Annotated in this window: 17 protein-coding genes; 14 read left to right on the forward strand and 3 right to left on the reverse strand. The window is 65.9% G+C overall.

Annotated elements, in window-relative coordinates; genetic code table 11:
* Nucleotides 1-238: 238 nt before the first annotated feature.
* Complete coding sequence (locus CA236_RS16930) at nucleotides 239-925, reverse strand: DUF6445 family protein (protein ID WP_125946505.1); 687 nt, start codon at nucleotides 923-925, stop codon at nucleotides 239-241.
* A gap of 415 nt (nucleotides 926-1340) precedes the next feature.
* Here CA236_RS16930 and CA236_RS16935 point away from each other — a divergent pair, with 415 nt between their 5' ends.
* Nucleotides 1341-1676 (forward strand): hypothetical protein, encoded by a 336-nt coding sequence (locus CA236_RS16935; protein ID WP_125946506.1) that lies wholly within the window; start codon nucleotides 1341-1343, stop codon nucleotides 1674-1676.
* Nucleotides 1677-1753: 77 nt separating this feature from the next.
* Here the strand turns inward: CA236_RS16935 and CA236_RS16940 are convergent, their stop codons facing one another.
* Nucleotides 1754-2308, reverse strand: a complete 555-nt coding sequence (locus CA236_RS16940) for a hypothetical protein (protein WP_125946507.1) — start codon at nucleotides 2306-2308, stop codon at nucleotides 1754-1756.
* Nucleotides 2309-2579: 271 nt separating this feature from the next.
* On the opposite strand from CA236_RS16940, the gene CA236_RS16945 reads away from it, so the two are divergent.
* Both CA236_RS16945 and CA236_RS16950 read left to right on the forward strand, forming a co-directional pair.
* Complete coding sequence (locus CA236_RS16945) at nucleotides 2580-2951, forward strand: hypothetical protein (RefSeq protein WP_125946508.1); 372 nt, start codon at nucleotides 2580-2582, stop codon at nucleotides 2949-2951.
* Entirely contained in the window at nucleotides 2948-4888 is a 1941-nt protein-coding gene (locus tag CA236_RS16950) for an LPD7 domain-containing protein (protein ID WP_125946509.1), read from the forward strand. Before CA236_RS16945 ends, CA236_RS16950 begins: the two co-directional genes overlap by 4 nt.
* 28 nt (nucleotides 4889-4916) lie before the next feature.
* Here CA236_RS16950 and CA236_RS16955 read toward each other — a convergent pair whose 3' ends face one another.
* Nucleotides 4917-5312 (reverse strand): hypothetical protein, encoded by a 396-nt coding sequence (locus CA236_RS16955; protein ID WP_125946510.1) that lies wholly within the window; start codon nucleotides 5310-5312, stop codon nucleotides 4917-4919.
* Between the two features lie 424 nt (nucleotides 5313-5736).
* Between CA236_RS16955 and CA236_RS16960 the strand changes: the two genes are divergently transcribed.
* The 11 genes from CA236_RS16960 to CA236_RS17010 all read left to right on the forward strand — a co-directional run bounded on the left by CA236_RS16960 (nucleotide 5737) and on the right by CA236_RS17010 (nucleotide 12284).
* Entirely contained in the window at nucleotides 5737-6303 is a 567-nt protein-coding gene (locus CA236_RS16960; protein ID WP_125946511.1) for a hypothetical protein, read from the forward strand.
* Nucleotides 6300-6521: a hypothetical protein gene (locus CA236_RS16965; RefSeq protein WP_125946512.1), complete on the forward strand. Its 222-nt coding sequence runs from the start codon at nucleotides 6300-6302 to the stop codon at nucleotides 6519-6521. Before CA236_RS16960 ends, CA236_RS16965 begins: the two co-directional genes overlap by 4 nt.
* A 209-nt stretch (nucleotides 6522-6730) precedes the next feature.
* Nucleotides 6731-7246 (forward strand): hypothetical protein, encoded by a 516-nt coding sequence (locus CA236_RS16970; RefSeq protein ID WP_125946513.1) that lies wholly within the window; start codon nucleotides 6731-6733, stop codon nucleotides 7244-7246.
* Nucleotides 7246-7866 carry a hypothetical protein gene (locus CA236_RS16975; protein WP_125946514.1) on the forward strand — a complete coding sequence of 207 codons (621 nt, stop codon included), beginning with the start codon at nucleotides 7246-7248 and terminating at the stop codon, nucleotides 7864-7866. The genes CA236_RS16970 and CA236_RS16975 overlap by 1 nt, the downstream gene beginning before the upstream one ends.
* 15 nt (nucleotides 7867-7881) lie before the next feature.
* Complete coding sequence (locus CA236_RS16980; RefSeq protein ID WP_125946515.1) at nucleotides 7882-8250, forward strand: hypothetical protein; 369 nt, start codon at nucleotides 7882-7884, stop codon at nucleotides 8248-8250.
* A 12-nt stretch (nucleotides 8251-8262) separates the two neighbouring features.
* Nucleotides 8263-8775, forward strand: coding sequence for a hypothetical protein (locus CA236_RS16985; protein WP_164518976.1), 513 nt, complete (start codon nucleotides 8263-8265; stop codon nucleotides 8773-8775).
* A 49-nt stretch (nucleotides 8776-8824) separates the two neighbouring features.
* On the forward strand, nucleotides 8825-9352 hold the full coding sequence (locus CA236_RS16990; protein WP_125946517.1) for a hypothetical protein: 528 nt from the start codon (nucleotides 8825-8827) through the stop codon (nucleotides 9350-9352).
* A gap of 30 nt (nucleotides 9353-9382) precedes the next feature.
* A complete protein-coding gene (locus CA236_RS16995; protein WP_125946518.1) occupies nucleotides 9383-9997 on the forward strand; it encodes a hypothetical protein in 615 nt (204 codons plus the stop codon).
* 352 nt (nucleotides 9998-10349) lie between these two features.
* A complete protein-coding gene (locus tag CA236_RS17000) occupies nucleotides 10350-10751 on the forward strand; it encodes a transposase (protein WP_125946519.1) in 402 nt (133 codons plus the stop codon).
* A complete protein-coding gene (locus CA236_RS17005; RefSeq protein ID WP_125946520.1) occupies nucleotides 10748-11104 on the forward strand; it encodes an IS3 family transposase in 357 nt (118 codons plus the stop codon). The genes CA236_RS17000 and CA236_RS17005 overlap by 4 nt, the downstream gene beginning before the upstream one ends.
* A 50-nt stretch (nucleotides 11105-11154) precedes the next feature.
* Nucleotides 11155-12284, forward strand: a protein-coding gene (locus CA236_RS17010) for an IS3 family transposase (RefSeq protein WP_125946521.1) whose coding sequence is annotated in 2 segments (ribosomal slippage) — nucleotides 11155-11416 and nucleotides 11416-12284 — 1131 coding nt in all. Because the reading frame shifts where the segments join, the coding sequence is not laid out codon by codon here.
* Nucleotides 12285-12536: the final 252 nt, after the last annotated feature.

Consider the following 12536-nt stretch of genomic DNA (forward strand, 5'->3'; position numbering starts at 1 on the left):
GAGGTGCGCGCGAGCGGACAGTGATGGCGTGAATGACGTGAACAAAGGAAACCTCCCCCGAAAGCCGCACCTGCCGCGCGCGACGCGCTAGGTGTCTATGTGGCGTGATGGAGGCGACCTACGGCCGATGCCGGCCGTGTCACAAGAAAGCTACATACGTATTCACCGGCGCGGCAACGCGCTCTGTGCCGCTGCTGTGGCAGCGATGTCACATCCGCGCCGGCATGCCCGAGGTTCTTCAACCCCGCGCGTCTAGGAAGGTGTTGACGGTCAATCGGCCGTCATACGGGTCGGGGCTGAACGACATGTCGGGCGGGATGTCGGCGCAATGGAGCGTGTTGGAGCGGTAGAGGATGGCGCGGTTGAAGCGTGCCCGATGACGCGCGACGCGCTCGAACACCGGCGAGTCCACTCCGATATAGCTGGCATCCGGCAGACCGTGGCGCGCGAGATCGTCGGCGAGCGCGGCGCGGTAATAAGCCAGGCGCGCGGCATCGACCGACTCGTAGCCGGTCGAGCGCTGGCGGAAAAAAGCGGTGCCGCTCCGCTCGTCGGGTGACAGATAATGGAGCAGCGCGAGCCGAGTGGGGGAGACTTCGTCGAAATGCGGCAGGCGCTGGATCGGCGCGAGATCGGACGGCGGTGTCGTGACGACGGAGTAGAAGCTGTCAACGATCGACAGGTCGTCGAGACCGAACACCTCACGCACGATCGGCTCGAGCGCGGTGATAAACGGGTGCAGCACCGCCTCGGGCACGAGCGCGCGGACACCGGGGTAATGTGCGCCGATTCGCGAGAAGGAGAGAAACGTCGCGTCCTCGCGCAGTGCATGCGGGTCGGGCGCGAATTTGTCGATCACCACGACCGGTTGCGCTTCATCGCCGTGCGCGTGGACGTGGAACTGCCAGGTGTCGCCGATCGCCATGTCGCGCCCGCGATGCCACAAGATGCTGGTAGAGGTAAGCCGGCGAACGGATGGCCGGCGGCAGCCACGCGGCGCCAGGCCGCTGTTCTGAGCAGCAGAAGCGCTGACCGCTATGCTGAGATCGCGGCGCGCATGGTCCCGGTCACGTGACTGGCGTCGGCGCGAAGGCCCGCGGCTGGATTCGGATGGAACCGGTGTCGGTCGGCTATGAATCGTGGCATTGCTTGAACGACTTTTTGCTCGAATGTTCAGACGCGCGCTCGCCGCCGATCTCGAACACGTCGGGCCAGAACGAGCCGACGCGAAGCACGACCTGAGGCCATACGACGGAAGTCCGTTATCCGGAGCTGCCTGCTGGTCGCGCTGCTTTCTCCGGTTCCGGCCGCGCACACGCAGCGGTCATTGGAGGAGCTGAATGGCGGAAGGCCGGCTCGACGCAGACACCGTACGCGGCGAGGCCGAGAACGTCCTGACGCTGCGGCGCGTCCTGCAGGCATCGGCGCGCAGCGCGCCGGAGATCCTCGCGGCGCTGGCGCGGGAGCGTCAGGCCGACGGGCGGCTGCTCTCCGTGCTGGTGGTGGAACTGCACGAGACGGAGGGCGAACGCCCGACCAGCGACGAACTCCTCGCGCTTCTGCGTGGCCGGATCGCGAACTGGTGGATGCCGGACAAGGTCTACGTCCTTCCCCAGATGCCGCTCCAGGCGACTGGAAAGATCGACAAGCTGCGCCTCCGCGTGGACTATGGCTGAATTTGGCCGCTTAGAGCTGGCCACCCTGGCGGCGTGACGTTTCGTCAGGGGCCAGATTGTCGGCGGCGTCCCGCACATCATTGCGGAATCAGGATCGCGTGATAGCTGAACAGGCCGCCTTCATGTTCGAGCTCGATGCCGTACTCTTCCCGGAGGTCGGCGATGGCCACTTCGAGCTCCTGTGCAGTTTCATGAATCGTGACCGTGAAATCGCCCTGCAGGGTCATGACGAGCGCGTAGCGTCCGTCCACGCCGGCTGACGCCGTGCGACGCGGCTGAATTGTGATCTCGTCGACCGCGCAGTTGGCAAAAACCCTCACGTCCTCGTCCTTGTAGAAGGTTTGCAGGTAGGCCTGGTGCTTCGCATCGGCCTCGGCTTGCGTCGCGCATAGGAATGCTCGGCAGCAACCGCCGATCTCGAGTGCGAATACCCAAAAGGTGCGCGGTGCCATCGGGTAGCCTTTGTCATCGGCACGAGCTGCGCGCAGTTCCTCCGCGAGTTCGTCGAGCGCGAGACGCTTGGCCGCATAGTGTGCGGCGAGCGCGCCGATATCCTCGTCCGGGTAGGCGCACGCACCGTGAAATATGGCGCGGTCGTTGAGCAGATCCAGCATGAAGTCGGTGTCGGTCATGGTCGTGTCCTTTCGTCGCTCGTCCGGCGCGAGCGGGTGATGGTGCCGGAGTTCAGGGCACCGCTTCGACGGCGCCCACCGAGCGCGGCTCGGCCCGCCTGCCGGGGAGGCAGACGGGAAGATGCACGTGCAGGGTCTGGTCAACGCTTCGGCCTCGGCCTACGCGTAGATGAGGAAATGGAAGGAAAGCAGGATGGGTAGTGTATATACACTACCAGCGCTCAGGAGCGCTCCTGCTCCGCGCCGAGGGCTTGTCGCAGGTGAGAGGGGCATGACGAAGAAGAGCGATAAGCGAGCGGCCGGGCAGGGCACCGCCAAGGGGGCGGCGGTCGCGCTCAAGAGCGAGCAGATCAATCTGCGGGTGACGGCCGAGCAGAAGGCCGCGCTGCAACGTCTCGCCGGTGACGACAGCATCTCCGGCTATCTGCTCGGCCGCGCGCTCGGCGGCGGCGCACGCCACGCGGTTGCACTGCGCACGATCAAGGAGCTGCACGATATCGGTCGCCAGCTGCAACGGCTAGCCGACAGGCCGTCCGCCCAGCGCGAAGACATGGACGCCGCGCTGCGCGCGGTGCGGGCGAGCATCGACCGGCTCGCGGGCGCTGCGATCGCGGAGGCTGACGACCAGGTGGACGCACCATGATCGTCAAGAAGATCGTGCGCGATGCGGGCCAGGGTCCGTCGCCGACGCGACGTGCCGGACAGACACGGCGACTGGTCGACTATCTTCACTCACCGGAGAAGGACAGCCCCGAGAAGGCCTACATGGTCGCCTATATGCTGGAGGCCAAGCTCGGCCAGACAGTGGGCGAGCGGCTGATCCACGCGGGCGCGAGCGGGCTGGTGAGCGAGACGCGGGCGGGCCAGCGGGCCGAGATGATCGCGATCGCGCGGGCGGCGGAGCGGAGCGAGAACCCGGTCGATCACTGGCTGCTGTCCTGGCGCGAGGGCGAGATTCCGAGCGCCGAGCAGCTCGATCAGGTGACGGCGATGTTCCTCGATCACCTCGGCATGGCTGATCAGCCATGCATCTACGCCTGTCACGGCGACACGCATAACCGCCACCTGCATCTCGCGATCAATCGCTATGATGGCGCGGCGGGACGGATGAAGGCGATCCACAATTACTGGGACATCAATGCCGCGCACGAGGCAGTGGCGCTGATCGTCGATCGCTTCGTCTGGCAGGCGGAGAAGAACGCCCGTTACACGGTGGTGGACGGGCGTCCGGTTCTAACGAGCGAGGCCCGCGGCAAGCAGGCAATGGGCGCGAAGCCGATCACGATCGGCGCGGCGGCGGCCGAGGTGCGGACCGGCTACCGCTCAGCGCAGCGGATCGCGCTCGACGAAGCCGTTCCAATTATCCTCGCGGCTTCATCTTGGGCTGATCTGCACCGGCAGTTGGCGGCCGTGGGCATCACCTATGACAAGGTCGGCACCAATGGAGCGGTTTTGACCATCGGCGAGGATCGCGTCGCAGCCTCCACCGTGCATCGCAGCATCACCCGCGAGCGAGTGGCGCGCAGGTTGGGGGCATTTGAGCCGCGCGCGGCGGACGTGGTCGTCGCCAGCCGTGATCCGGATGTCGATCGCTTCCCGCACGCGTTCCGCGCCGACGAATACCGGGCCGAGCGCGAGGCGATGCAGCGGTGGCGGAAGGAAGGGGAAACCCGCCGCAAGCGAGCGCGAGCCCGCGAGAAGGCGCTCACGGTTGTCGAACGCGCGAGGGCGGAGGCACTGGCACGCGGCACCAGACCGCCGCGTGAGAAGCCGCCTGCACCCGCACCCAATCTGGAGAGCTTTCTCTACGGCAAGAACGAGAGTGAGATGGCCACGCGCTGGCGCCATCGGCAGAGCGCGCCACCCTTGCCGTCGATTGCGGGGCAGAGGTGGACGAGCGTGCGCGAGCCGGGCGAAGTCGATGGCTTCAAGCCGTTCCCGTGCTCGGACGGTATACGGTATGCGCGCGATGAGCGGAGCGCGACCGCGTTTATCGATCGAGGTCCAAGAGTCGAGGTGATCGCGCGCGACGATGACGCGGCGTTGCTCGCCGCGCTCCGATTGGCAGTGGTCAAGTTCGACGGCAGGATTTCGCTGCGTGGCAGTCCCGAGTTCCGCGAGCAGGCGTTCACGCTCGCGCAGCGGCACGGGCTCGGTGCCTTCCTGGTCGACAAGGATCTGGTGGAGCGCCGCCGCGCGCTGGAACGGCAGATCGCCTCCGCGGCGACACGCACCAACGAGAGTGAGCCCGTTCCCCGCACGCCTGTCAGACAGCCATCATCGGTGCGGCAGGAATCAGGCGACATGACAGATGTCGCGCCGACGCCCATGCGGATGCGTCTGGCGGCGACCGCTCGATCCGCATCGCTGCCCACGTCCGCGCCGCCGTCAAAGAGCTCGCGACCCAGATCGTCTCTGCCGGTGAAAGGTCCGGGTGGCTCGCATCGTCCAGCCCGCGTAGCGCAGCATCATTCACGCCCCGGTGATGCCGACAAAGCTGACAATGACGTGTTGGACGGCACAACCCGCGATGATGATGATCTGCCAACCCTACCACCCGGTGGAGGGATGGGGCGGTGACCGCCGCCGCGTGCAGCTGTCGAAGCCGCTACAACCGCGCGTGAAGCGAGGCTGCGCCGATCTGTGGATCGCGGGCGACCAGCAGCGCGGCGGCGAAATAGCGGTCCAGGATGCGATCCGCGACGTCATCTCTGGAGAGTGCGGCGTCGCGGACGAGCGGCGGACCTGCCTCCCAACGGCTGAGATGATCGTGCGTGATTGTCCAGCATTTTTCGAACAGTCGCGACAGGCGGGCGGCGGCGCCTATGCGACCACCAGCCTGTGCTGAAACCTGAATAACGAGGCGGGCGAGCGTCGGATCGGCCAGCAGCGGGGCGGACGCAAGTTCCGCGATGCTGAATGACTGCCCTTTAGCAAAAAGCGCCGGCGCGTCGATCAGCGGCGAGAAGGCGCGCTTGACGAGTTCGTGCTCGATCTTGGCCATGCCGCGGAAAGCGGCGCTCACCGTCGTCGCAGACAGATTGGTTGCGGCCGCAATCTTTCTTGCCGCCAGGGCGCTCCAGCCCTCGTCTTTGACGATCTGCTCGGCGGCGGCGAGGATGCGCGCGCGGGTTGCTTCAGGGTCGGCGTTCTTGGGTCGGGCCATAACAAAGTTCTCCAAAATAGAGCGGGTGCAAGAACGCCGACGAGCATCCGGTATGAGGAGTGTTCGTTGATGTACTTATAGCAAGGGTGACAAACTGCCGCGATCGGTGCTCACGACGGCATCATCGGCCAAGCCACTCGACGCAAACGGCGTTCATCCAGTATAGGCGCGGCCATCGATCCGTTCGGACACGACAGAAAAAGTTTTTCGTTTTTGTCCGAGAATGCCTCGTGCAGCGCTATCGTGAGGGGAGGGTGTTATTTTGTCGGTGACCGAGCCTTGCATTACCCCGGACTACCTCAACACCGACGAGGTGCGGCAGAGACTTCGTTCTTTAGACGCGACACAATGGGCGCGGCTGCGAGGGTGGTCACGCTATCTCGCCTATGATCATCGCATCCTGTCAGACGACCTCCGGCAGGAGGCGTTCGTACGGGTTCTCGACGGGCGACGCCGCTGCAAACGGACTTCCGACATCGTCAACACGCTGATCGGCGTTATGAGGAGCCTGGTTTCAACCGAGCGTACGAGCAGCCGCGTTGCACGCACCGCCCAGCTGGACTTGAGCAAGCATGACGCGGTGAACGATGCACCGCTTCCCGATCGCACCGTGCTGGATGCAAGCTATCATCGGCAAACCTTGACGTTGATCAGACAGAAGGTGGAAGCCGACCCGCCCCTCAAGCATTTGCTGGACGCAGTGCTGACCGGGATGCAGGGTGATGCGCTCCAGGCACATCTCGGTATAAACACGCAGCAGCTCGCGACGCTTCGACGTCGCCTAAAACGAACAGTAGAGGCGGCGACCAAGGATAGGGAACGGCCATGACCGACGATCCGGTAGAGAAGATGCGCTTGATCCACGCCTTCCTTGACGAGGACGGTGGCGACCCGCTGGCGCAACTGCACGATGAACTCGACCAAGCCGAGCGGACGGTGCGTGCGGCCAAACAGCGCAAGGTACGCGATGCGATCAAGCGTGCCGACCCGAGCAAGGCGGGTGCACGGGGGCCACTCTCGATCTTCGCGGCACGCGAGAAGAAGTAGGCGAAACGCCCGGCAGGGAGGCGGCTCGCCTGCCATACGGTCGATCATGCAACGCCGGTCACCTGCGTGACCGGACGCCGGCGTCGGCGCCGCCGATGGTAGGAGAAGTTTCGGGAATGCTCGTCGAGCCCCGATATTGAAGTGAAATCGAGAAGGGGCTTGCTGCTCGCCACGTCGGCGGGCGGCGACGCAAGCGAAAGCCCCAAGACATGGATACCCTCATCCCGCTGGGTTGCAGCCCGGCGAGCACCGCGATCGGGCTGTTGCTCGAAGCACTCGGTGCCAGCGACAGCTACGATTACCTGCCCGTGCGCCGCCTACCCTCGCCCGCGATTCACGTGCCCGAGCGCGACGCGCTCATTGTCGCGACCAGCGCCGCATCCCCGCTGTTCGCCGCGCAGATCGAGGCGGTGGCGGCCGAGCATCACCTCGACGTCGTCCTGCTTCGCGTCGGTGAGGCTAGGCGCGGTGGGCCGATCGGCGTGGACGTGGCACTCGGCTCGCTGCCCTGCGCAGTGTGGGCGGAGCGCGGCTTCACCCTATACCACGACGCCGGCAGTGCTTGGCTGGTGCCGGCACTGTTCGGCGCGGCCGTGTCGGTGTCGCCCGATGGCTTCTGCCTGGAGATGATTCCGCCGTACGCCTCGCTCACCGAGCGTGAGAACGGCATCCAGCGCGCCGCGCATGCCTGCAACCGCATCCTCCAGCCGGCGGAGGTGCGCTGATGCCGGCGATCAAGCCCGTCGTCGTGAGTAGCGACAAGCCGCCGAGCGACACCAATCCGCACACCTGGCTGGTGTTGTCGGGCGATCCGCCCGACTCGGATTGGCCGCGCTGCATGACCGGCACGCTCCGGCCGGAACATCGCGGACGCGTCAACAGCGCCGGAGCGTTCGCCGCGGCCAAATTGCTGATCGACGTCGACGCCGCCGATCAGCCGTGGCGATGCGGCGCGTATCGACATGAGGTTATCCTGCCGCGCGACGCCGACGATCGTTACACCTGCCCCAAGGTGCTGTTTACCGAGATCGATGCAGTCCACGTGGGCGGCAAGGCGTTGCTCAGCTACGTCACGCTGACCTGGACGCCCGCGCGGTTGCATCACGCCTGGCGGTTGGCGCACACGCTGGCGTCCGAGCTGGTCGAGCAGTTCTCGATACCGGCGCTGGTGGTGCAGCATGTGCCCGGCCTCGTCGCCAATACCGCGACCCCGCACTGCCATATCGTGCTCGGTATCCGTACGCTGACCGGCATCGGTTGGGGTGGCCACGTCGCTGCGTTGAATGGCGATCGATTGTGGCCGATGGTGCGAGCGCGCTTCGACACGCTATTGGCGTCGTCGTGAGCGGCACCGGGGGAGGTGGCCGAGACCGACCGCCTCCTCCACACGCATCGGCTCGACCCACTGCTGACCTGCGCGGCGCTTGGCATTGATGCCGCGCGGGCCGCGCGATTCGCCTCCGCGGGCGAGATCAAAGGTGCGGCACACGGCGAACGTGCTGCCCTGCTCCTCGAATCACTGAGCCGGCTTGAACTGCGATGCGGGCCCGGCAGCCGCGCGATTGTGGCAGCGACCGAGCGTCCCGCAGTCGAACTGGATGGCGCATCGATCGGCGAAACGCTGCGGCTGTCGGTCGACCAGGCAGCGTTACGACAGCTGCGCGCAGTCGCGGGCACGCTGCCGTTGCCCAAGATCAAGATGTGGCGGGTGGCCGACACCTACTCCTGAAAGGCAAGACCATTGACTCCCAACAAGATGCGTGCGGCCGCTGAGGCTCGCGCGCTGCAGATGGCGCTCGTTCTCGCCGCCAAGGTCGGCTGGCGCTTCGACCGCGGGCCGTTGCCCAGCAACGCATTCGCGCAATACCTGTACGTCCACGCCGCGCAGATAATTCTGGTGCCGACCAGCGCCGCGCTGCCGTTCGCGATCCGCCAGGTGGCGCCGGTCGTGCGCGAAACGCGCAGCGACGCGGTGATCGTCTCGCTTCCGCGAGGCGAGCGGCCCGCCTTCGCGATAGCGATCTGGTCGGGTCGGGAAACGGGATGGATGCAACCGGCGGCGCTCTGGCTCACCGATGGCGGCGAAGCGTGGCTGGTGCCCGCCGCCGCTGGTGACACGCCGCTCGGCTTCCGCCTCGGCAACGCGCTGCATCATGCAGCGGCAGTGCCGTGGGTGTCCGCCGACGAACGGCAAGCCGGGCTCGACCGTGCCGAGGCGTGGGTGAGGAGGATGACGAGGGACGTGATCCCGTGAAAATCGATGAAATGACCCGCTGGGCGGGCAGCAAGAGAAGGCCAGACAGATGATCCGTGACGCTCAGGCATATCGCGACCGCGCGATCAACGCGCTCGCCAGCCTCATCGGCGGCGATGGCAACGAGCGCTACTTCGCCGCAATCGGACGGGCGCTGGTGCTGCCATGCGGCGTCGTGATCGCCGGCAGTGACCAGAGCCGCGCGCTCGACCCATATGCGCTCAAGCCGTTAGCGTTGAAGGAAGGCGTGAGCGTCATCGCCACCTGGACGGACACGATGCTGTCCGGCCACGATTTCGAGATCGACGTCGCGCTCAATGATGACGGGCATGTCGCCCACCATCAGGCTCTGCGGTTGTGGGTCGCGGACGAACGCGGGGCCTTCCTCATCGCCTCCGATGAGGCCGGGCCGGCACTCAGCATCGGCGCCACCGGCATCGGACGTGCCGCCGCTCCCCCGTACCGTGACAAGGTCGAGCGCCTGCTCGGCATCACGGCAGGACAGGCGCTGCTCCAGCAGCTCATCTTCGGCGGCTCGCCCTACGCGACACCGCTTTCCCGCAACATCGGCCGCTGATCCGGTCTTCGACAAACAAAGGAAATCATCGTGAACACGCATCCGCCTAAGCTCATCGTCATCCACCCGATCTATTCGGCGAGCGGCTATCGCCAGCACCTTACCGCCATCGACGATTCGCTGGTCGTGCATCACCACGCCGACAGTCGCTTCCAACTCGAGCTTCGCCCTATGGTGAAGCTGACCGCGCGCGGCGCGTCGAGCTACGCCGCCGCTATCCAGCAGCTGGCGAACGACCTGCAAACCAGCCACCGTGTCGTTATCGTTGGGCGCGACGGCTTCCTCGCCGATCTCGAACAACTGGCGCGTCAACACGCTACCGACAAGGAGCGGGAAGAGATCGAGCGCGCAGCGCAGGTCATCGCCGAGCGAGCGAGATACCAAATCCTGGACAGCTTGTTCGAGGCACCGATCGAGTACAAGATGGGGCGCATGATCCTCGCCGCCCGCGAACGTCGCACCAAGGCGAACAAGAACGAACAATCCGGCTTGAACTGCATGTTCGGCATCCCGACGCCGAGAGCCGAGCAATTGTGGCACAGCCTGCGTCACCAATGGTGCTCCCCGCGCGATAACGCAGCCGGGCGTGTGGCTTGGGAGGAGTGGTGCCGGGCTAATCGGCCGCCGATGCCAACGGCTGTGTGAGGGGGAGTCGCTGCTAGGTCGCGGCTGGTGACATTCTGTGCGTGATGAAACGAGTGGGGTCGGTAGAACGGGGTTAGCTTGGTGCTGGCACGTGGTCATAGTCCAGCTCGGCGAGGATCCGCTCGGCTGCTTTCCAGCTGACGCGCAGCTGGCACGTTAGCCATGACGGTGACGCGTTGCCGTGCCGCTCGGTCAAGAAACGTGCGACTAGCAGCTCGACGTCAGCCATACTCATGCCGCTGGCGCCCACGAGCGACGCACCCGTACGTTTGCGTGCATGATAGCGGTGAGCGACTGAGGTGGCCCCTCAAATGACCTGACAGGGTTTCGCTCTTAGATAAGAGTGAGGCATATGACTGACGGTACGACCAAGCGTTACAATGACGGCGAGGTCCTCTCCGGTGTTCAGCGCCGGAGGCGGTGGACACCGGAGGAGAAGGTCCGGATCGTCGAGGAGACGTACTTGCCGGGGATGAGCGTGTCGCTCGTCGCCCGCCAGCACGGCATCAGCGGCAGCCAGGTCTTCACCTGGCGACGCCTGATGAAGCAGGGTGCGCTGACCGCTGCGGCAGCCGGCGAGGAGGTGGTGCCAGCGTCGGAGTACCGGGCGCTGGAGGCGCAGGTGCGCGAGCTGCAGCGGCTGCTCGGCAAGAAGGCCATGGAGAACGAGCTGCTGCGCGAGGCCGTGTCCCGGGCCGCAGGCCCAAAAAAACTTCTCTTGCGCTCGACCTCGTTGCCAGGGGACGTTCTGTGACCGCGGTAGCCGACGCGCTCGGCATCGCCCGCCCGCATCTGTCTGCGACGTGTAATCGACCACCGCCACGACCGCGCGGACGACCACCGCTGTCGGATGCCGAGCTGGTCGCCGACATCCGGCTGCTCGTCGCCGATCTGCCCACCTACGGCTATCGCCGCGTCCATGCCCTGCTGCGCCGCCAAGCCGAGCAGGCCGGGCGCGCGGCGCCCAATCCCAAGCGCGTCTACCGCGTCATGAAGGTGCATGGGCTGCTGCTCCAGCGAGGCGGTGAACGGCACCAGGAGCGCCGTCACGACGGCCGCGTTGCCGTCGACCAGAGGTGTCTCGGGGAATCTGCACAGCGGGGATAAGTGGATTGCCGATCTGACAGCGGCCATGCTGGCCGCGAGCAGGAGGCAAGATGAGCAAGCGACCGCGCCGGAACCACAGTCCGGCGTTCAAGGCCAAGGTGGCGTTGGCTGCCGTGAGAGGTGACAAGACGCTGGCGGAGCTGGCGCAGCAGTATGATGTGCACCCGAACCTCATCAACCAGTGGCGGGCACGGCTGCTGGAGGGCGCGGCGGACGTGTTCGGCGCGGCGCCCGCTCCCGCGGAACCGGCGGTCGACGTGACGGTGCTGCACGCCAAGATCGGCGAGCTGACGCTGGCGAACGATTTTTTGGCCGGTGCGCTCGGGAAGGCAGGTCTGTTGCCGAGCGCAAAGCGATGATCGACCGTGGTCACGCGCTGCCGCTGGCTGCTCAGGCGCGGCAGCTCGGCATCAGCCGCGGCAGCATCTACTATCTGCCGCGCCCCGTGTCGGACGGTGACCTGGCGATCATGCGGCGTATCGACGAGCTGCACCTGCTCTACCCGTTCGCGGGTAGCCGGATGCTGCGTGACCTGCTCCGGCAGGAGGGCGTCGAGGTGGGCCGGCTCCATGTCGCCACGCTGATGAAGCGGATGCGGATCGAGGCGCTCTACCGCCGGCCGAACACGTCGAAGCCGACGCCGGGGCACAAGGTCTATCCGTATCTGCTGCACAAGCTGGCGGTGACGCGCCCGAACCTGGTCTGGGCGACGGATATCACCTACGTGCCGATGGCGCGCGGCTTCGTGTATCTGGTCGCGATCATCGACCGGTTCAGCCGGCGCGTGCTGGCGTGGCGGGTGTCGATCTCGCTCGACGCGGGGTTCTGCATCGAGGCACTGGAGGAGGCGCTGGCCCGCTACGGCAAGCCGGCGATCTTCAACAGCGACCAGGGGGCGCAGTTCACGAGCACCGCCTTCACCGCCGTGCTGCACCGCGAGCAGATCGCCATCAGCATGGACGGAAAGGGTCGCTGGCGCGACAACGTGTTCGTGGAGCGCCTCTGGCGCTCGGTGAAATGCGAGGAGGTTTACCTCAACGCCTATGCATCGGTCCCTGAGGCTCGCGCCGGCATCGACCGCTACCTCGGCTTCTACAACGCCGTCCGGCCGCACTCCGCGCTTGGCGGCCGCACGCCCGACCAGATATACTTCAACCAGCCGCTTCTCGCAGCGGCGTGACCAACTGCGGCAGTCCACCTATCCCAGACCGCGAGGCTGTTTAGATAAACCGAGTCACCTCTACCAGCGCAACACGCTCTGGTGCTCCGACGGGCTGGAGATCGCCTGTGACAATGGCGAGAAGGGTAAGCGTGGCGTGAGGACCGCAGTTTATGCGGCTTGGGCTGTTGGCTGATCTGTCTGGGGCACCCAGTTCCACGGCATCAGCTCGTCCCAGCGGGTGGCGGGCCAGTCGCCGGCGACCCTGGCGAT

It is taken from the genome of Sphingomonas sp. ABOLG, assembly GCF_003950435.1.
In the GTDB taxonomy this organism is placed as follows: Bacteria; Pseudomonadota; Alphaproteobacteria; order Sphingomonadales; family Sphingomonadaceae; genus Sphingomonas; species Sphingomonas panaciterrae.